The organism is Hydrogenophaga taeniospiralis CCUG 15921 (genome assembly GCF_001592305.1).
GTDB lineage: Bacteria > Pseudomonadota > Gammaproteobacteria > Burkholderiales > Burkholderiaceae_C > Hydrogenophaga > Hydrogenophaga taeniospiralis.
Window position 1 is genome coordinate 117,813 of sequence record NZ_BCWR01000016.1, and the last position, 18,591, is coordinate 136,403.

The 18,591-nt window shown below is 68.0% G+C and carries 17 protein-coding genes; 9 read left to right on the plus strand and 8 right to left on the minus strand.

From position 1 onward, the window contains the following. Positions 1 to 4: 4 nt before the first annotated feature. The 7 genes from HTA01S_RS18705 to HTA01S_RS18735 all read left to right on the plus strand — a co-directional run bounded on the left by HTA01S_RS18705 (position 5) and on the right by HTA01S_RS18735 (position 5,367). Complete coding sequence (locus HTA01S_RS18705; protein WP_218017367.1) at positions 5 to 628, plus strand: alpha/beta hydrolase; 624 nt, start codon at positions 5 to 7, stop codon at positions 626 to 628. Between the two features lie 3 nt (positions 629 to 631). Continuing rightward, the gene (locus HTA01S_RS18710; protein ID WP_068174260.1) at positions 632 to 1,432 is read left to right on the plus strand and encodes a polysaccharide deacetylase family protein; all 801 of its coding nucleotides are present in this window, start codon (positions 632 to 634) and stop codon (positions 1,430 to 1,432) included. A gap of 143 nt (positions 1,433 to 1,575) precedes the next feature. After that, positions 1,576 to 2,766, plus strand: a complete 1,191-nt coding sequence (locus tag HTA01S_RS18715; protein ID WP_068174261.1) for a beta-ketoacyl-[acyl-carrier-protein] synthase family protein — start codon at positions 1,576 to 1,578, stop codon at positions 2,764 to 2,766. Continuing rightward, a complete protein-coding gene (locus tag HTA01S_RS18720; protein WP_068174262.1) occupies positions 2,763 to 3,584 on the plus strand; it encodes a beta-ketoacyl synthase chain length factor in 822 nt (273 codons plus the stop codon). Before HTA01S_RS18715 ends, HTA01S_RS18720 begins: the two co-directional genes overlap by 4 nt. Then, positions 3,578 to 4,012 (plus strand): 3-hydroxylacyl-ACP dehydratase, encoded by a 435-nt coding sequence (locus tag HTA01S_RS18725; protein ID WP_245638139.1) that lies wholly within the window; start codon positions 3,578 to 3,580, stop codon positions 4,010 to 4,012. The genes HTA01S_RS18720 and HTA01S_RS18725 overlap by 7 nt, the downstream gene beginning before the upstream one ends. Before the next feature lie 13 nt (positions 4,013 to 4,025). Continuing rightward, positions 4,026 to 4,745 (plus strand): 3-oxoacyl-ACP reductase FabG, encoded by a 720-nt coding sequence (gene fabG, locus HTA01S_RS18730; protein ID WP_068174263.1) that lies wholly within the window; start codon positions 4,026 to 4,028, stop codon positions 4,743 to 4,745. A gap of 70 nt (positions 4,746 to 4,815) precedes the next feature. Next, a complete protein-coding gene (locus tag HTA01S_RS18735; protein WP_157572182.1) occupies positions 4,816 to 5,367 on the plus strand; it encodes a hypothetical protein in 552 nt (183 codons plus the stop codon). 18 nt (positions 5,368 to 5,385) lie between these two features. Here HTA01S_RS18735 and HTA01S_RS18740 read toward each other — a convergent pair whose 3' ends face one another. From HTA01S_RS18740 to HTA01S_RS18765, 6 genes are read right to left on the minus strand one after another with little or no spacing between them, the layout of a single operon-like run. After that, positions 5,386 to 6,594, minus strand: coding sequence for a cation:proton antiporter (locus HTA01S_RS18740; RefSeq protein ID WP_245638140.1), 1,209 nt, complete (start codon positions 6,592 to 6,594; stop codon positions 5,386 to 5,388). Continuing rightward, complete coding sequence (locus HTA01S_RS18745; RefSeq protein WP_068174265.1) at positions 6,591 to 7,349, minus strand: class I SAM-dependent methyltransferase; 759 nt, start codon at positions 7,347 to 7,349, stop codon at positions 6,591 to 6,593. Before HTA01S_RS18745 ends, HTA01S_RS18740 begins: the two co-directional genes overlap by 4 nt. A 1-nt stretch (position 7,350) precedes the next feature. Then, on the minus strand, positions 7,351 to 8,133 hold the full coding sequence (locus tag HTA01S_RS18750; RefSeq protein ID WP_068174266.1) for a glycosyltransferase family 2 protein: 783 nt from the start codon (positions 8,131 to 8,133) through the stop codon (positions 7,351 to 7,353). Then, on the minus strand, positions 8,126 to 8,908 hold the full coding sequence (locus HTA01S_RS18755) for a lysophospholipid acyltransferase family protein (protein ID WP_068174267.1): 783 nt from the start codon (positions 8,906 to 8,908) through the stop codon (positions 8,126 to 8,128). The genes HTA01S_RS18750 and HTA01S_RS18755 overlap by 8 nt, the downstream gene beginning before the upstream one ends. Next, positions 8,901 to 9,776 carry a MipA/OmpV family protein gene (locus tag HTA01S_RS18760; protein ID WP_068174268.1) on the minus strand — a complete coding sequence of 292 codons (876 nt, stop codon included), beginning with the start codon at positions 9,774 to 9,776 and terminating at the stop codon, positions 8,901 to 8,903. The genes HTA01S_RS18755 and HTA01S_RS18760 overlap by 8 nt, the downstream gene beginning before the upstream one ends. Next, complete coding sequence (locus HTA01S_RS18765) at positions 9,773 to 11,107, minus strand: NAD(P)/FAD-dependent oxidoreductase (protein ID WP_068174269.1); 1,335 nt, start codon at positions 11,105 to 11,107, stop codon at positions 9,773 to 9,775. The genes HTA01S_RS18760 and HTA01S_RS18765 overlap by 4 nt, the downstream gene beginning before the upstream one ends. A 160-nt stretch (positions 11,108 to 11,267) precedes the next feature. Between HTA01S_RS18765 and dnaE the strand changes: the two genes are divergently transcribed. Together dnaE and HTA01S_RS18775 are read left to right on the plus strand one after the other, a co-directional pair. Then, positions 11,268 to 14,834: a DNA polymerase III subunit alpha gene (gene dnaE / locus HTA01S_RS18770; protein ID WP_068174270.1), complete on the plus strand. Its 3,567-nt coding sequence runs from the start codon at positions 11,268 to 11,270 to the stop codon at positions 14,832 to 14,834. A gap of 123 nt (positions 14,835 to 14,957) precedes the next feature. Beyond that, positions 14,958 to 17,174: an ATP-binding protein gene (locus HTA01S_RS18775; protein WP_068174271.1), complete on the plus strand. Its 2,217-nt coding sequence runs from the start codon at positions 14,958 to 14,960 to the stop codon at positions 17,172 to 17,174. 41 nt (positions 17,175 to 17,215) lie between these two features. On the opposite strand, the gene tolA is transcribed toward HTA01S_RS18775, so the two are convergent. Together tolA and HTA01S_RS18785 are read right to left on the minus strand one after the other, a co-directional pair. Continuing rightward, positions 17,216 to 18,130, minus strand: coding sequence for a cell envelope integrity protein TolA (gene tolA, locus HTA01S_RS18780; protein WP_068174272.1), 915 nt, complete (start codon positions 18,128 to 18,130; stop codon positions 17,216 to 17,218). Between the two features lie 19 nt (positions 18,131 to 18,149). Then, positions 18,150 to 18,590 (minus strand): ExbD/TolR family protein, encoded by a 441-nt coding sequence (locus HTA01S_RS18785; RefSeq protein WP_068174273.1) that lies wholly within the window; start codon positions 18,588 to 18,590, stop codon positions 18,150 to 18,152. Position 18,591 lies beyond the last annotated feature (1 nt).

Consider the following 18,591-nt stretch of genomic DNA (forward strand, 5'->3'; position numbering starts at 1 on the left):
CGCTGTGCACCTGCACCGCGGTGCGTCGACCCTGATGGTGCTGCTGCCCGGCGCACAGATGCGGCCGCAGGAGATCGAGGATGCTGGTCTTTTCGACGCCGTGCGCCAGCGCGGTCTGGCGCTGGACCTGCTGGTGATGGACCTGCGGCACGAAGCCGCGTGTGGCCACTCGGCGCTGGACCGGCTGGAAAACGGCGTGCTGGCCCCGGCGCGCGAGCGCTACCAGCGTGTCTGGCTGGGCGGCATTTCCCTGGGCGGCCTGCTCGCCGTGTGCCACCAGGCCGAAGGCGCGGGCCGGGTGGACGGGCTGTGCCTGCTGTCGCCGTATCCGGGCAGCCGCATCACCACCAACACAATCGCCCGCGCCGGCGGGCTTGACGCCTGGCAACCGAGCGACGAACAGCTGGATGACCCGGAATTCCGTGCCTGGCGCTGGCTCAAGAAGCCCGGGATCGACGTGCCGGTGTTCTTCGGTTACGGCCTGCAGGACCGGTTCGCCGACGGCATGCGCCAGATGGCCGAGCGCCTGCCCGGCGGCGCCACCTGCACCCCGGACGGGGGCCACGACTGGCCGCTCTGGCGCACGCTGTGGGCGGACTTTCTCGACCGGGGCCATTTCCCCGCCTGACCCATGCCCCGCCCCTGGACCGCTTCCCCCACACTGAAAGCCAGCCTGGTGGTGCACGGCGCCGCCGCGCTGGGCACGCTGGCCGTGCCCGCCGCCTGGCCCTGGGCGCTGGGCGCGCTGGTGGCCAACCACGCCGTGCTGACGGCGGCCGGTCTGCTGCCGCGTTGCGCCCTGCTCGGGCCCAACATCACCCGCTTGCCGGCCGACGCGGTGGCCCGGCGTGAAATCGCCCTGACCATCGACGACGGGCCCGATCCCGAGGTCACGCCGCGCGTGCTCGATCTGCTGGACGCCGCGCAGGCGAAGGCCAGTTTTTTCTGCATTGGCCGGCGCGCCCGGCAACACCCGGGTGTGTGCCGCGAGATCGTTGCGCGCGGGCACCGGGTGGAAAACCACGGTGATAGCCATTCCAACGCGTTCTCGGTGTTCGGGCCGGCGCGCATGAAGGCCGACATCGCGGCGGCGCAGGGCACGCTGGCCGACATCACCGGGCAGGCCCCGCTGTTCTTTCGTCCCACCGCCGGTTTGCGCAACCCGTTCCTGGAGCCGGTGCTGGCCGCGCTGGACCTGCGGCTGGCGGCCTGGACGCGACGCCCCTACGACACCCGCACCGGCGATCCGCAGCGGGTGCTGGCGCGGCTCACGCGCGGGCTGGCCGCGGGCGACATCCTGCTGATGCACGACGGGCATTCCGCCCGCACGCCCGATGGCCAGGCGGTGATGCTGGCCAGCCTGCCCGCGTTGTTGCAGACCCTGAACGAGCGGGCGCTCCGGCCCGTCACCCTACAAGCCGCGTTGTCCTGAGACCGGCACCCCGGTTTCGGGGTGAAGCGGCACGGCTCGCCAGCGGGAAAACCCTTGGCCCACCGGATCCGGGTGTGGCGTGGGGCCCTACGGGCGGCCGGGTGGACCCCATAAAATCGTGGTTTCCCTTTCTGAAGCTCTCTGTGACGCCTTTGCTGCTCTCCGCCTACACCGCGACCACCTGCCTGGGCAGGGGTCTGCACGCCACGCGCGATGCCTTGCGCAGCAACCGCTCCGGTCTGAAGCCCTGCCGCTTCGAGACCGTTGAACTCGACACCTGGATCGGCGAGGTGGCCGACGTGGACGCGCAGCGCCTGCCCGCCGCGCTGGCGAGCTACGACTGCCGCAACAACCGCCTGACCCAGATGGGACTCGAAACCGATGGTTTCGCGGACCGCGTGCGCGAGGCGGTGGCACGCCACGACCGCGCCCGCGTCGGCGTGTTCCTGGGCACCAGCACCGCTGGCATCCTGCAGACCGAACTGGCTTACCGGCGCCGCGACCCGGTCACGGGCGCCTTGCCCGACGACTTCGTCTACCGGCACACGCACAACGCCTTTTCTCTGGCCGAGTTCACGCGCGACTACTTCGGGCTCGAAGGCATGGCCATGGCGATTTCCACCGCCTGCTCGTCCAGCGCCAAGGTGTTCGCCGCCGCCGCGCGGCAGCTCGCGCTCGGCACCATCGACGCCGCCATCGTGGGCGGGGTGGACACCCTGTGCCTCACCACGCTCTACGGCTTTGCCTCGCTGCAACTGACCTCGTCCCAACCCTGCCGACCCTACGATGCCTCGCGCGACGGCATCTCCATCGGGGAGGGCGCGGCCTTTGCGCTGCTGGAGCGCGCCCCGCAGCCCGAGCCCGGCGCGGTGCTGCTCATGGGGGTGGGTGAGTCGAGCGACGCGTACCACATGTCCGCGCCGCACCCGCAGGGGCTGGGCGCCCGGATGGCCATGGAGGCCGCGCTGCGTTCGGCGGGCATCGGCGCCGACGCGGTGGACTACATCAATCTGCACGGCACCGCCACCCCGGCCAACGACACCGCCGAAGGGCAGGCGGTGGCGGCCCTGTTTGGCGACCGGGTGCCTTGCAACTCCACCAAGGGCGCCACCGGCCACACCCTGGGCGCGGCGGGCGCCGTGGGAGCGGTGATCTGCGCGCTGGCGCTGGCCGATGGCCGGTTGCCGGGCAGCCCGGGCACGCAGGTGCTGGACCCGGCCATTCCCCTGCGCTACCAGATCCACAGCGTGGCCGCGCCGGTGCGGCGCGCGCTGTCCAACTCCTTCGGTTTCGGCGGCAGCAACTGCAGCCTGGTGCTGGGGGTGGCGGCATGAACGAGCACAAAACGAACGGCGTGCCCTCGCTGAGCGCCTGGATCGACGGCGTCGGCGTGATCACACCCGGTTTGCCGGACTGGCCCACGGCGCGCGAGGTGTTGCGCGGCGAACAGGCCTTCGTCCGGGCGGCCTCGCTGTTGCCGGTGCCCACGCTGCTGCCCGCGGCCGAACGCCGGCGCGCCAGCCGCGTCGTCAAGCTGAGCCTGGGCATTGGCCTGGAGGCCGCGGCGCAGGCCGGTGCCGATGTCGCCTCGCTGACCACGGTGTTCTGCGCCTCCGGGGCCGACGGCCACAACTGCCACGCCCTGTGTGAGCAGCTGGCCACCGAAGACCGGCAGATCTCGCCCACGCGCTTTCACAACTCGGTGCACAACGCGGCCGCCGGGTATTGGGGCATCGCCACCCACAGCATGGCGCCGTGCCAGGTGATCTGCGCCTACGACGCCAGCATGGGCGCGGGCCTGCTCGACGCGCTGGCCCAGGTGGTTTGCGATCAGCAGCCGGTGCTGCTGGTCGCCTACGACAGCGAATACCCCGAACCCCTGCACAGCAAGCGCGACACGCCCGACTGCGGCGGTGTGGCCTTGCTGCTCTCTCCCACGCGCAGCGAGCGCTCCCTGGCCTCCCTTCGCGTCACACCGACCACCGACGCCGCCGACACGCTGGCCGATGCCGGGCTGGAGAGCCTGCGCCAGCAGATCCCCGCGCTGCGGGCCTTGCCGCTGCTGCAGCGCCTGGCCACCGGGGTGGCGGGTCCGGTCTGTCTGGACTACCTGGCACCGATGCAGCTGATGGTGGACCTGCAGCCGTGTTAGACCACGACTGGATCGCGGCCCACATCCCGCACCAGGGCCGCATGTGCCTGCTCGACGCGGTGCTGGACTGGTCGGACAGCACCATCGTGTGCCGCGCCGACAGCCACACCGCCGCCGACCACCCGCTGCGCGCGGACGGCCGGCTGGGCATCGCCGCAGGCATCGAATACGCCGCGCAGGCCATGGCTGTGCACGGTGTGCTGCTCGCACCGCCGACGCAGCCCCCGCGCCTGGGCTACCTCACCAGCGTGCGCGGCGTGCAGATGCACGCCGCGCGGCTGGACGATCTGGCCGGCGCGCTGGAGGTGCGGGCCGAGCGCCTGAGCGGCGACGCCACGCTCATCCTCTACCGTTTTCAGGTGCTCCACGAAGGCCGCTGTCTGCTCGACGGCCGGGCCTCCGTGGTGCTCGACGCCCAAGCCCTTTGAAGGAAGCAACCCCATGAAGCGAGCCCTGGTCACAGGTGGCAGCGGTGGCATCGGCGCCGCCATTTGCAGCAGGCTGGCCGCCGACGGCCACCACGTCATCGTGCACGCCAACCGCGGGCTGGACAAAGCGCAGGCGCTGGTCGCGCAGATACAGGCGGCGGGCGGCAGTGCACAGGCGGTGGCGTTCGACGTCACCGACCGCCAGGCCACGGCAGCCGCCCTGGAGCGCCTGGTGGAAGAGGGCGCGATCCAGATCCTGGTGAACAACGCCGGCATCCACGACGACGCGGTGTTCCCGGGCATGAGCGGCGAACAGTGGGACCGCGTGCTGGACGTGTCGCTCAACGGGTTTTTCAACGTCACGCAACCGCTGACCATGCCCATGATGCGCACGCGCTGGGGCCGCATCGTCAGCATCTCGTCGGTGGCCGCGATCGCGGGCAACCGCGGCCAGGTCAACTACTCCGCCGCCAAGGGCGCGCTGCATGCGGCGAGCAAGTCGCTGGCGCTGGAGCTGGCCAGCCGCGGCGTCACGGTGAATGCGGTCGCGCCGGGCCTGATCGCCACGGACATGATCGACGGCAGTTTCGACGCCGATGCCGTCAAGAAGCTCGTGCCCATGCAGCGCGTGGGCCGCCCGGAAGAGGTGGCGGACCTGGTGGCCTTCCTGGCCTCGGACCGCGCAGCCTACATTTCGGGACAGGTGATCTCCATCAACGGTGCGATGATCTGAAATCCTCGCCCGACCCCACCCGATTCCGCCCGCTGGTGTGAATGAGCGTCATTCTTTGAAGGAGAACCCCGTGTTTCCCACCCTGAACCGTTATCTGGCCTGTCTGTGTGTCGCAGCCCTCGCGGGTTCGCCCGCGGTGCACGCACAGAGTGGGTCCACGCAACCGCCTGCACAGCCCGCGCAGCCGCCCGTTGCGGCCCAGCCCGTCGCGCCGGCGCCGTCGGAGAATGGCTCGCCGGTGCAGGCCTGTCTGAAGGCCTGGGGCACCCACCCGTTCGGCACCAACCCGGCCTACCGCACGCTGGCGACCTCGGTGAAGGTGTTCGGCATCGGCTCCGACACGGCCGACCGTGAGGTGACCAGCCAGCCGGCCCTGGTGCTGGTCAATCCCGGGGTGAACGTGATGGGTGGCTCGGTGATCGAGCTGCTGAACCCCAATGGCTGGTACTGCCTGCGGGCGTCGGTCAACGTCATGGGCGGCATGAACATCAAGCTGCACTGCAGCGCGCGGCTGGCGTCCTCGTCGGGCGGCGCGACCGTGATGAGCGCCGACAACGACGCCAAGGGCGTCACGGTCATGGGCTCGATCCAGGTCGAGCGCGTGGGCTGCGGCGGGGCCTGAAACGGCCCCGCAGCCTAGTCACCTGGACAGCAAGCCCGCCTGGAGGCGCTGCGCGGCGCGGTGCATCAGCGGCTTGACCATCGGCACGGTCAGCATGGTGCTGGCCACCGCCATCAGCAGCAGGGCGGTGAACGCCGCGTTGGTGATGATCTGCTTGTCCAGCAGGATGTTGGCGAAGATGATCATGATCAGCGCCTTGGTCTGCAGCAGCCAGCCGATGATGGACGCTTCACCCGGTGACCAGCGCAGCACGTAGCCCGCCAGCCGCACCCCGATCAGCTTGCCCACCACCGAGGCCACCAGCAGCAGCGCGGCGGCCGCGAACACCGCCGTGCCCCCCACCGCCCAGTTGGTGCGCAGGCCGGTGGAGAGGAAGAACACCGGCATCATCACCAGCAGCACGTGGTGGCGCAACTGGTCGAGCTTGTCCTGGTCGAACCAGTGCGCGTCCATCACGGCGCCCGCGAGGAACGCGCCCACCATGTAGTGCAGGCCGGCCCAGTCGGCGCCCAGCCCGCACACGGCCAGCCAGATCAGGGACATGTACCAGCGGTCGCGCTCGGGCAACCAGGCCATGAGCCGGCGAAAGGCCAGGCCCAGCGCCACGAAGGCGATCAGGAACGCGAACTGTTTGCCGATCCGGCCCCAGTCCATCAGGATCAGGGCCAGCACGCCCCAGATCGCGATGTCGTCCAGGCTCGCATAGCGCAGGATGCGCTGCCCCAGGGGCTGGCGCAGGATGTCGAGCTTCTCCATCAGCAGGATCAGGATCGGCAGTGCCGTCACCGCGCAGGCCATGCCGATGCCCAGCACGAACTGCCAGGACATGGCCTGCGCGCCCATCCAGCCGTCAAGGCCCAGCATCACGGCCGCCGCGGCGCAGCCCAGGAGCAGGGGCGCGCCCAGCGCCAGGCCGGCCGTGATGCCACTCTCGCGCCGGTGCTCCCAGGCCTTCTTCAGGTCGAGCTCCACACCGGCGATCATCACGAACAGCATCACCGACCACCACGCGATGCCATTGAGCAACTGGATCACGCTGGGGGTGAAAACGAAGTCGTAGTAGGCCGGGAACCACTTGCCCAGCACCCCGGGCCCGAGCAGGATGCCGGTGATGATCTGCACCACCACCAGTGGCGCGTAGTGGTCGGTGCGGCCCAGGCGCCAGATCAGCCAGGGCACGGTGAAGATGATCGCCATGGCGACCAGAAAGACCTCGGTGGTGCTCACCCTTTGCGCCCCGTGTATTCGCGGAACACGCCCAGGCTGATGCGGCAGTCCACGTCCTGGAAGCCGGCCCGGCGCAGGGCGTCGAGGATGCGCTCGGGCTCGATCGCCGCCTCGATGGTGTCGCCGTAGTACTCCCACAGCCGTTTCACGTCGGCGTGCCGGCGCGTCAGGCGGGCCAGCACCGGCACCACCACCGCGATGTGGAAATGCAGCAGGCCGCGGGCCAGCCGGCTGCGGGGCCGGCTGATTTCCATGATGCAGACCGTGCCGCCCGGGCGCAGCACGCGCAGGTATTCGGCGAACGCCAGGTCGAGGTCGCCCACATGGCGCAGCGCGTAGCCCATGGAAACAAAGTCCACCTGGGCGTCGGGCAGGGGGATGGCCTCGGCATAGGCCTCGATGGTGTCGACCGCCACCTTCTTGCGCAGTTCGGCCAGCATGCCGGGCGAGGGGTCGAGCGCCAGCACGCGCCCTTCGGGCCCGACCAGTTCATGGCCCGCCACGGTGACCAGGCCGGTGCCGGCGGCCACGTCCAGCAGGGTCATGCCCGGCTTGAGACCGTTGCGCACCAGCACCTCGCGCCGGTACCAGGCGCCGCTGCCCAGCGCTGTGAGCGCCTCGGCGCTGTCGTAGCCGGGCGCGGCCTGGTCGAACATGGCGCGGGTGACGCTGCGGCGCTCGTCCTCGCTGCTGAAATAGGGGTTCAGGCGCGGATCGGATTTCAGCGCGGCGGTGCGTGATGGGGTGGGTGTCATGTCAACGTCCAGAGGCGCTCAGGCGGCGCCAGATCAGCAGGGGCAGGCGCAGCACGAACCCCAGCAGGAGGCGGGCGTGCATCCAGGTCAGCAGGGTGTTGTCGCGCAGGTATTTGAAATGCGACACACCGCCTTCTTCGGCCGAGAGGTAGCGCACCGGTGCGTCGATGTTGATCGGCCACACGCCCGCCCAGCACAGTCGCACGACGGCCTCGGGGTCGAAGTCGAAGCGGCGCATGAAGCGGTGGCTTTGCATGATGGCCATGAGCGGTGCGATCGGGTACACGCGAAAACCGTACAAGGAGTCGCCGATGCCCATCCACAGGGTCTCCAGGTTGGCCCAGCCATTGGACACCTTGCGGCCATTGACGCGCAGTGCCGGCGCCTCGGGGCCGAACACCGGTTTGCCCAGCACCATGGCGCCGGGCCGCCGCAGCGAGGCTTGCATGAAGGTCGGGATCAGTGCGGCCGGGTGCTGGCCGTCGGAATCCATGGTGAGCGCGTGCGTGAAGCCGGCCCGGGCCGCCTGCGAGATGCCTTCGAGCACGGCCGCGCCCTTGCCCCGGTTTTCCGGCAGCACGATGACCCGCAGGCCCTCGTCGCCGCTGGCCATGTCCTGCAACTGCTGGGCCGTGCCGTCGGTGCTGCCGTCCACCACCACCCAGACCGGCGTCCATTGCGCGCGGGCGAGCCGGACCGTCTCCAGCACCCCCGCGCCAGGGTTGTAGCTGGGGATCAGCACCAGGTGGGTGCTGGAGGCCTGGGGTGTCGGGGCGTCATTCATCGGTGGTGAAACGGGCGGACCCGTGCAGGCTGGGTTCGTTGCGGAAATAGGCTTCCAGCTCGTGGGTGAAGGCCGCGTAGTCCAGCGGCGCCGGGAAACGCCGACCCAGGCGCACGCGGCAGTGCAGGGGCAGCACGGGGCTGCGAAACAGCGGCCAGGCCTTGCCCAGGTAGGGGGTGGAATATTCGATCAGCAGGGTCTGCACGGGCACGCCCGAGCGCCGCGCGATCATGCCCAGCGTGGGGGTGAACGGGTCTACCGGAAAGTTCCGGGTGCGGCTGCCTTCCGGGAACAGCACCACTTGGGCGCCTTCCTCCAGCCCTGCGCGGCTTTGCCGGATGATCTGCAGCGCGCCGTCGTTGCGGATGTAGCGGGCCAGCCGCGCGGCCGAGCCGAACAGCACGTTGTCCATCAGGCTGGCCTTCATCACGCAGATGGCGTTGGGCAGGCGCGAGACGATCAGCACCGCGTCGAGCAGGGAGGGGTGGTTGGCCGCGATGATCATCGGGCCTTCTTTGTGCAGGTGGTCGAGTTCGGAGAGGTCGAACCGGCAGGCGCACAGCCCGCCCAGGATGCGCAGGTAGAGGCGAAAGCCGATCATGATGACCCGCCGCCCCAGGGTCTGCCCGAGTTCCCGCGGCAACACCGGGTGCAGCAGCATGGCGAAGGGCAACCAGCTCAGGCAGACCGCCGCCAGACTGCCCAGGCCGATGAGCATGGCCACATGCTCGTAGGCGATCCACAGCGGGTTGCGTTGCAGGCTCCGCTCAGTCATCGACCAGCACACGGGTGGACGACTCGCCGAAGATCCACGACACCGCCACCCCGCCGGCGACGTAGTGCTTGCTGCGCACCAGCGGGCTGTCCTCGAAGCTCGCCCCGCCCAGGTTGTCGTAGCGCAGGAACGCGCCGACCCAATGGCGCGGGTAGCGCTTGGACAGTGCCAGCAGGTACTGCATGCCGGCAAACCCGGCCCGGGCCTGGTAGGCGGGGCGTTCGGCCGTGGCATAGGGCGCCTCGACGCCATAGAAATAGGCGTGCTGGCGCCGGTCGCCATACAGCGGCCCGGCCTGCAGCCCCAGGTTCCAGCCCGGCATGCCCGGCACGTCGGTGACGTCCAGGTTCAGTTTGGGGTGGAACACGGCGCCGATGCTGCGGGAATGGCTGTTGAGGGTGTAGGCGGCGCGCAGCGGCAGTTCCAGCTTGAGCAGGCGCGCGCGGCCCTCGGTCTGCCAGAGCACGAGGTCGAGCCGCGGGCCGAATTCCACGTTCGCGTCCAGATCGGGCATGCCCGCGCGGGCGCGGATCTTGTCGCTGGTGGCGGGCGGCGACAGCGCTGCCGACACGGTGAGTTCGACCCGGTCCGAGTCGAACAACTGGCCTCGCACCCCGTGGCGATCGGCCTTGAGGAATTCACCGTGGTAGGTGAAGTAGGGGGAGGGCAGCACGAACTGGCTGGTCTGATCCGATCCCCGGTAGGCGGGGAAGGTCACGACCGCCACGCCCATGCCCGCCTCCCAGAGCGGCTTTTCCTCCGCGGCCCGTGTCGCTGATGCGCCCAGGCATGTCACGGCCGCGCAGGCCAATGCGATCGCCGGGCGGGCGTGCGACCCGAGGGCCGGCGTGTGCTGGGGTGGCGTCATGCGTTGTACAGGCTGGCGTCGTCCACCGCGCGGATGTTGATCTGGCGGCGCCGCCAGGCCTGGAAGGCGCGACGGGGTTGCAGGATGTTGGCGGTGTAGTACATCGCCTTGAAGAAGAAGACCGAGCGCCAGATGGGGGTCTTGCCGAACACGTCGCCCGCCAGCACCGACAGCAGCGCTTCCTTGAAGCGGAAGATGTTGCTCGGGGCCATGAAGAAGTCGCGCATGATGGGGTTCGTCACGCGGTAGATGAACCAGGAAAAGGCATTGGGCCCGTGCCGCATCACGCGGTCGAACTCCTTCAGGGCGGCGCGCGCCTGGGCCGGGCGCCGCAGGCAGGTGTCGATGGTCTCTGCGCCGATCACCCCGCTGTGCATCGCCAGCCACACGCCGGACGAGAACACCGGGTCGATGAAAGCGAAGGCATCCCCCAGCAGCAGGTGGTTTTTGCCGTGGTTGCGTTCCGACACATAGGAGAAATTGCCGGTGGCTTCCACTTTGTTGACCAGCGTGGCCTCGCCCAGCCGTGCGGCCAGTTCGGGGGTCCCGGCGATGTTGTCCATCAGGAACTGCTGCAGGCTGCGCTGACCCTTGGTTTTCATGTAGTACGGCCAGGTCACCATGCCCACGCTGGTGGTGTCGTTGGTCATGGGAATGAACCAGAACCAGCCATGCTCGAACCAGAAGATGGTGATGTTGCCTTCGGCCTGGCCCTCGTTGCGCTTGGCGTGGCTGAAGTGGCCGTACACCGCCGAGCTGTTGTGCTTGGGGTTGCGCTGCTTGATCTTGAAGCGGTTGGCCAGGAAGGTGTCGCGCCCCGAGGCGTCCACCACGAAGCGCGGGTGCCATGTCACCTCGCGGCCGTCCTCGTACTGGGCGTGCACGGCCGAGGCCTCGTCGTTCTGGAAATCGACCGCCGTCACCTTGCAGCCTTCGTGCACGTCCACCCCTTTGCGGGCAGCGTTGCGGATCAGGATTTCGTCGAACTCCGCGCGCTTGACCTGGTAGGCGTGCGGCATGGACTTGTCCCAGGCGTCTGCAAAATGAAACGTCTGTTTCCAGTCGTGATGGGGCGAGACGAACTCTGCGCCCGGTTTGTGCATGCCGATCGCCTTGATCTCTTCGGCGATGCCCATTTTTTCAAACAGGGGCAGGTTGGCCGGCAGCAGCGATTCACCGATGTGGAAGCGGGGATGGTGGGCCTTTTCCAGCAGGACCACGTTGTGGCCCTTCTCCGCCAGCAGGCTGGAGACGGTGGAGCCGGCAGGGCCGCCACCAATCACCAGCACGTCACATGCCCGATCGTCCATTCCCTGTGCCTGTGTGTTCATTGGTTTTCTCCGCCGGAGCCTTCGTTGTCGAAGGGTGTTTGAAGGGGGTACGTGTCAGCGGGCGATCTTACCCGTTCGACCCAGGGCTTCCAGAGGGTGGAGGCCCTGCGGATGGCGTTCCGAGGCTGGTCAGGCGAAAAGAAGATGGCATGATCGAAAGATGTTCATCCATCTGCGTCTGCACACCGAATTTTCCGTCGTTGACGGCACCAACCGCATCGACGACGTGGTGGCCGCAGCGGCGGCCGACCGCCAGCCCGCCCTGGCCATCACCGACCTGAGCAACCTGTTTGGTGCGGTCAAGTTCTACAAGGCCGCGCGCGGCGCGGGCGTCAAGCCGCTGCTGGGCGCCGAGGTGATGCTGCAAGGCTTCACCGACGAAACCCCGGGCGCCATGCCCGGCAGCCATCAGCCGGCCGCGCCGCGCGTGATCCTGCTGGTGCAGGACAAACAGGGCTATCTGAACCTGAGCGAGCTGCTGGCGCGCGCCTGGACACGCAGCGACGGGCGGGGCGGGGCGCTGGTCCAGCGCGAATGGCTCGAAGAGCTCAACGGCGGTCTGCTCATGCTTTCGGGCGCGCAGGCCGGGCCGGTGGGGCAGGCGCTGATCCAGGGTGATGCGAACCGAGCCGCCGACATCGCGCTGCAGCTCGGCAGCCTGTTCACGCACCGCTTCTACATCGAGCTGCAGCGCGCAGGCCGTGTGGACGACGAGCGTCATGTGACCGCGGCCGTGCAACTGGCCGCCCGGCTGCACCTGCCGGTGGTGGCCACGCACCCGGTGCAGTTCCTGGAGCCCGACGACTACGAGGCACACGAAGCGCGGGTCTGCATTTCCGACGGCGAGATTCTGAGCAACAACCGGCGCGTGCGCCGCTTCACGCGCGAGCAGTACTTCAAGAGCGCCGCGCAGATGGAGGCGCTGTTCGCCGACGTGCCCAGCGCCGTGGCCAACACGCTGGAGATCGCCAAGCGCTGCAACCTGAGCCTGGTGCTGGGCAAGCCGCAACTGCCCAACTTCCCGATCCCGCCGGTCAATGGCGTGGTCATGTCGGTGGAGGACTATTTCCGCCACGTCTCGTACGAAGGGCTGGAAGGTCGCCTGCGCCACCTGTTCCCGAACGAGGCCAAGCGCGAAGAAGTGCGCCCGCGGTATGTGGAGCGCCTGGAGTTCGAGCTCAACACCATCCTGAAGATGGGTTTTCCGGGCTACTTCCTCATCGTGTCGGACTTCATCAAGTGGGCCAAGGAAAACGGCTGCCCGGTGGGCCCGGGCCGGGGCTCGGGCGCCGGCTCGCTGGTGGCCTACGCGCTGCTGATCACCGACCTGGACCCGCTGCAGTACAACCTGCTGTTCGAACGTTTCCTGAACCCGGAGCGGGTGTCCATGCCCGACTTCGACATCGACTTCTGCCAGTCCAACCGCGATCGGGTGATCGACTACGTGAAGGAGCGCTACGGCAAGGACGCCGTGAGCCAGATCGCCACTTTCGGCACCATGGCCGCACGCGCGGCCATCCGCGACGTGGGCCGCGTGCTCGACTTTTCCTACGGCTTCTGCGACGGCATCTCCAAGCTGATCCCGAACAAGCCCGGCATGTCGGTCACGCTGCAGTACCCGCCGGTGCCCAAAAAAGAGGGCGACAAGAACAACTACGCCATCGAGATGGAGCCGGTGCTGGCTGAGCGCATCCAGAAGGAAGATGACGTCAAGACCCTGATCGAGCTGGCGCAGAAGCTCGAAGGCATGACGCGCAACATCGGCATGCACGCCGGGGGCGTGCTGATCGCGCCGGGCAAGCTCACCGATTTCTGCCCGCTCTACCAGCAGCCCGGCAGCGAGTCGGCGGTGAGCCAGTACGACAAGGACGACGTGGAGGCCGTGGGCCTGGTGAAGTTCGACTTCTTGGGCCTGGCCACGCTGACCATCCTGGAGATCGCGCGCGAGTTCATCATGAAGCGACACCCCGGGCAGGAGAACTTCCGTTACGAGGATGTGCCGCTGGACGACCGGGCGGTGTACGCGCTGTTCTCACGCGGCCAGACCGAGGCCGTGTTCCAGTTTGAAAGCCGCGGCATGCAAGGCATGCTGCGCGACGCCAAGCCCAGCCGGCTCGAAGACCTGATCGCCCTGAACGCGCTCTACCGACCGGGTCCGATGGACCTGATCCCCAGCTTCGTGAACCGCAAGCACGGCAAGGAGGTGGTGGAGTACCCGCACCCGCTGGTGGAATCGGTGCTCTCCGAGACCTACGGCATCATGGTCTACCAGGAGCAGGTGATGCAGACCGCTCAGGTGCTGGGCGGTTATTCGCTGGGCGGCGCCGACATGTTGCGCCGCGCCATGGGCAAGAAGAAGGCCGAGGAGATGGCCGAGCACCGGGCCATCTTCCGCAAGGGCGCGGCGGAAAAGGGCATCAGCGAAGAGAAGGCCGACGAGGTCTTCGACCTGATGGAGAAGTTCGCCGGCTACGGCTTCAACAAGTCGCACGCCGCCGCCTACTCGCTGCTGGCCTACCACACCGGCTGGCTCAAGGTGCACTACACAGCCGAGTTCTTCTGCGCCAACATGACGGTGGAAATGGACGACACCGACAAGCTCCGGGTGTTGTTCGAAGACGCGCAGAAGATGGGGATCGCCTTCGAGGCGCCCGACGTGAACCGCGGCTTCCACCGCTTCGAGCCCATCACCGACAAGTCCATCCGCTACGGCCTGGGTGCGATCAAGGGCACGGGCCAGCAGGCCATCGACGCCATCGTGGCCGCGCGCGAAGGCCGGGGCGAGGGCCCCAGCGGCGGCGAGTCCGGCCCGTTCAAGAGCCTGTTCGACTTCTGCCGCCGGGTGGACCGCACACGCCTGAACAAGCGCACGGTGGAAGCGCTGATCAAGGCAGGGGCGTTCGATTCCCTTCACCTGAACCGTGCCGAAGTGCTGGCTTCGGTCGAGCGGGCGTTCGACTTCGCCGCGGCCCAGCAGGCCAACGCCAACCAGGGCGGCCTGTTCGACATGATGGGTGGCGACGACCACGGGTCGAGCACGCAGGAGCCGGATCTGGTGGCCACCACGCCCTGGGGGGTGAAGGAGCAGCTGACGCTGGAGAAGACCGCGATCGGTTTCTACTTCTCCGGCCATCTGTTCGACGAGGTGCAGCGCGAGGTGCGGCGCTTTGCGCGCACCGAGCTGGCCGACGTGAAGGAGAGCCGCGATCCGGTGATCCTGGCTGGCATCGTGACCGATTTCCGCGTCATCAACGGCCAGCGCGGCAAGCTCGCCCTCTTCAAGCTCGACGACAAGACCGCGGTGCTGGAGGTGAGCGCCGACGAGAACCTGATCAACCTGCACCGCAACCTGCTCAAGGACGACGAGCTCATCATCGTGCAGGCGCTGGCGCAGCCGGACCGTTTTTCCGGCGGTTTGCGCCTGAAGATCCAGCAGATCTGGGACTTGGCCGCCGCGCGCTGCCGTTTCGGCAAATACCTGCGTGTGGCGGTGAATCGCCAGGCGCCGGCGGTGGCCGCGCTGGTGCGCGAATTCCCACCGAAACGCGAGATCACCGACCAGGGTGAGCTCACGCGCGGCCTGCCGGTGCGCCTGGCCTTGCTGCGCGAGGGGGCCCAGTGCGAACTGCAGCTGGACGACCGCGCCCTGTTCTTCCCGACCGACGCCGCGTTGGCCAGCTGGATGGCGCAGGCGCACGAACAGCGCGCCGAAATCGTGTTCGACTGACGGGTTTGCACCCCGCCGCTGTGGTTTCAGGCGTGTAAAAACCACGCCAGCGCGACCTCTGTCACGGGCTGGCGAGGTTTGTGCCTTGATTCGGGTCGGCCAGCGCCGATAGTCAAGGCAACCATGAAACTACAACACAAGGCCTGGGCGCTGGTGCTCGTCACCGTGGGGCTCTGCTCCCTGGCCGCCATGTTCGGCATGCGCTGGCTGGTGGGCGATTCGTTTTCCCAGCTGGAGCGTGAGCGCGCCGCGCGTGAAGGCGATCGCGCCAGCCGCCTGCTGAGCCAGCAGGTCCAGGGGCTGAGCGCCACCGTGCGCGACTACTCCCAGTGGGTCGATGCCGTGTCCTTTGCCCAAGGGAAAAAGCCCAGCTTCGTGGACGACAACTTCGACACCAGCAACATGGGCTACCTGCGGATCTCCGAGGTGCTGATCGTCGATGCCAAGGGCAAGATTCTGGCCAACCTCAGCCTGTCCACGGGGCCATCGCCCGAGCTCACCCCGGTGTCGCCCGAGCGCGTCACGGTGCTGCGTGAGCTGGTGAACCCGGTGCTGGCCGACCCGAGTGGGCGCACCATGCTGCAGACCTACCGGGTCCAGGACGGGCATCTCGACCTGGTGACCGCATCGGCCATCCGCGATCCCGACCGGCCGGACGAGGCCTCCCATGGCGCCATCCTGATGCTGCGCCATTTTGACGAAGCTGAACTGCAGCGTTTCAGCGAACTGCTGATGATGCCGGTGCGCCTGTCGTTCGACGACCCCGGCCACACGGGTGAGCCGACGCACCTGGCGCCGGTGGATGACGAGCACGAAAATCTGCACGCCGTGCTGAAGGACCAGCAAGGCCAGCCCGTGGCCGAACTGGTGCTCAGCCTGGACCGCCAGTTGTACCGGGCCGCACAGTCCTTGAGCCTGACCGGCATGGCCTTGTCCGCCTTGGCGGGCCTGCTGGCCAGTCTGTTGCTGGTGGTGCTGCTGAACCGCCTGTTGCTGCGCCGGTTGCAAGGGCTGCACCGGGATGTGCAGGGCATCACGGAGCGCGGCCCCACGGCGAGCGACCGTGTGCAGGTACCCGGAAAAGACGAACTGAGCGCGCTCGCAGAGGGGATCAACCGGTTGCTGGAGCGGGTGCAACGCGATGCCCAGGCCCAACGCGAAGGGCACGAGCGCCACGAGGCGCTGCAGGTGCAGTTGATGCAAAGCCAGAAGACCGAGGCACTCGGACGGCTGACCGGTGGCATTGCACACGATTTCAACAATTCGCTGGCAGCCATCACGGGCTGGGTCCGTCTGGCGTCCGAGGATCTGGACACCGAACACCCCAGCCACGAGGCGCTGCAGCAGGCGCTCAAGGCCACCCGCTACGCCGACGGGCTGATGCGCCAGTTGCTCGCCTTTGGCCGCCAGTCGGCGCCCAAGCTGCAGCAGGTGCGCCTCACCAACCTCATCGAGGAAACACGCCAGATGATGGCGTCTGGCCTCACGCGCGAGTGCGAACTCGTGGTGGACTACCGGGTGGACGACGACGAAGTCCTGGCCGACCCGACCCAACTGCAGCAGGTGTTGGTGAACCTGCTGATCAACGCGGCCGATGCCATGAAGGGCAAGGGGCGCATCGAGTTGCTGCTCGATCAACTGGAGCTGCCGCTGCCACCCGGGCAGGCGTTGCCGCCCGGCGCGGCCGACCTGGAACCTGGGCGGTACCTGGTACTGCAGGTGCGCGACCACGGCCCCGGCATCCCACCGGAGCATCTGGATCGGTTGTTCGAGCCCTTCTTCACCACCAAACCCAAAGGGCGCGGCACCGGCCTGGGCTTGTCGGTGGCGCAGGGCATCATCGCGCGCCACCAGGGAGCCATCGGACTGCGCAGCGAGGTGGGCGAGGGTGCCTGTTTCATGCTGTACCTGCCGGAGAGCCGACACGATTCGGCGGCGGCGCCGCTGACCACACCCGGCGGCGGGTCAGACCAGGGGCGGCAACTGCTGTTCGTGGACGACGATCAGTCGGTGCGCCACGCCTGGAGCGCGCTGCTGGAGCGCAAGGGCTGGCAGGTCACGCGCTCACGCGACGGGGAAGAGGCCTGGGCGCAGTTCACGCAGACCGGCAAACGCTGGGATCTGGTGCTCACCGATCAGTCGATGCCCAGGCTCGATGGCGTGGGGCTGGCCCAGCGCATCCGGGCCACCCAGTCGCCCCCGCCCATCGTGCTCATGAGCGGGCACGCCAACGAGGTGCCATCGGAGTTGCTGCAGACGCTGTTTGCCGCCGTGCTGCACAAGCCGGTGGACGCGAACGAGCTGGAGCGGACCTTGCAGACGGTGCTCGCGCCCAGCTGAACCCGGCACCGGGCTCGCTGCTGCTTTGGGTTCGTCCGGACCTAGTCGTTTGGACTTAACACGACCTCGCCGTACGGAGGAACCGAGCCATCTGTATCGCGAGGAACCGTGCGCGTTCGGTCGATAGCCCTGAGCGCTTCTTCATCCCAAGCAGCGTTCCCACTGCTTTGAGAAATTCGGCGGCTTGCAATGGTTCCATCAGGCAATAGCCCCAAATAAATGACAGTTTTCAGATTGCTCGGATAGTCTCTCGTTGGGATGATGTTTGGCTTGATCTTTGCTGCAACTTTCGCCCCATAGCCGGACGACGGCCCGCTCGACCGCTGTGCGGAACCGCGGGCTTCAGGGCCACCACTGGCCCCCGCCTGGCCCAGAATGCGTCGCATCTGATCATCCCGTGCCTTTTTCGCCAGCTCGGCCTCCCGCCGTTCCTGGGCTTCGCGCTTTTGGTCGGCCAGTTTTTTCTCTTCGGCCTTCTTCCGGGCATCCTTCTTGGCCTCTTCGGCCTTTTGCTTGTCGAGTTCCTTTTTCTCGCGCGCTTTTTCTTCGGCCTTTTCCTTGGCCGCCTGCTTGGCCTTCAGCTCGGCGGCCTCGCGCCGCTCTTCCTCAAGCCGCTTCTTCTTCGCCTGCTCTGTCGCGATGTCGGCCTGCTTCACGGCCGGTGGCGACGGTTCGGGTGGCGGCGCGGGCTGCGGCTTGGGTTGGGGCTTCGGCTCAGGCTCGGGGGGTGGTGGTGGCGGAGGCGGTGGCTCCACGGCCCGGGGCGCCGCTTCCTGCGGCAGGCGTGACCAGAGTTCGGCCTCGAAGCTCACCGGCGGCGTGTCGCTCTGCCAGCGCACGCCCCAGGTCAGCGCGCCCATCAGCAGCAGGTGCGCGATCAGGGCCAGGCCCATGGGGCCGAGCCAGCGGCCGGGGCGCGGTGGCTTGAGGTCCAGGGAGTCGGTGGTGACTTGCATGCTCGGGGGAAACGCGGGCTCAGCGGGAAGTTTGCACGGACAGGCCGACGCGTTCAACACCCGCGCGCTGCAGCGTGTCCATGACCTTCACCACGGTTTCGTACTTGATCGTCTTGTCGGCGCTGATCACCACCGGGACCTTGGCCGCCTCGGAGGGGCTGGAGGCGCTCTGCAGCTGGCGGACCTGCTCGGCCAGTTGCGCCATCTTGACGGTTTGCGCCGTCTTGCTGGAGCTGCCTTCGCGCACCTGGAGGCGCTCTTCCTTGTCGATCAGCACCTGGACATAGCCCTTGGGCGGCGCACTGGCCTGGCCCACGCTGGGCAGATCGATCTGGCTGGGCGAGATCAGGGGCGCGGTCACCATGAAGATGATCAGCAGCACCAGCATCACGTCGATGAAGGGCACCATGTTGATCTCGTTCTTGGTGCGCCGCGCGCGGCGGGAGGACGTGGCGGCCATG

What these genes read in the sequence shown, in the direction of transcription:
- HTA01S_RS18750 (WP_068174266.1), bottom strand. Translation starts at nt 8,133, where the DNA reads ATGAATGACGCCCCGACACCCCAGGCCTCCAGCACCCACCTGGTGCTG.
- HTA01S_RS18755 (WP_068174267.1), bottom strand. Translation starts at nt 8,908, where the DNA reads ATGACTGAGCGGAGCCTGCAACGCAACCCGCTGTGGATCGCCTACGAG.
- HTA01S_RS18710 (WP_068174260.1), top strand. Translation starts at nt 632, where the DNA reads ATGCCCCGCCCCTGGACCGCTTCCCCCACACTGAAAGCCAGCCTGGTG.
- fabG (WP_068174263.1), top strand. Translation starts at nt 4,026, where the DNA reads ATGAAGCGAGCCCTGGTCACAGGTGGCAGCGGTGGCATCGGCGCCGCC.
- HTA01S_RS18785 (WP_068174273.1), bottom strand. Translation starts at nt 18,590, where the DNA reads ATGGCCGCCACGTCCTCCCGCCGCGCGCGGCGCACCAAGAACGAGATC.
- HTA01S_RS18720 (WP_068174262.1), top strand. Translation starts at nt 2,763, where the DNA reads ATGAACGAGCACAAAACGAACGGCGTGCCCTCGCTGAGCGCCTGGATC.
- dnaE (WP_068174270.1), top strand. Translation starts at nt 11,268, where the DNA reads ATGTTCATCCATCTGCGTCTGCACACCGAATTTTCCGTCGTTGACGGC.
- tolA (WP_068174272.1), bottom strand. Translation starts at nt 18,130, where the DNA reads ATGCAAGTCACCACCGACTCCCTGGACCTCAAGCCACCGCGCCCCGGC.
- HTA01S_RS18760 (WP_068174268.1), bottom strand. Translation starts at nt 9,776, where the DNA reads ATGACGCCACCCCAGCACACGCCGGCCCTCGGGTCGCACGCCCGCCCG.
- HTA01S_RS18765 (WP_068174269.1), bottom strand. Translation starts at nt 11,107, where the DNA reads ATGAACACACAGGCACAGGGAATGGACGATCGGGCATGTGACGTGCTG.
- HTA01S_RS18775 (WP_068174271.1), top strand. Translation starts at nt 14,958, where the DNA reads ATGAAACTACAACACAAGGCCTGGGCGCTGGTGCTCGTCACCGTGGGG.
- HTA01S_RS18745 (WP_068174265.1), bottom strand. Translation starts at nt 7,349, where the DNA reads ATGACACCCACCCCATCACGCACCGCCGCGCTGAAATCCGATCCGCGC.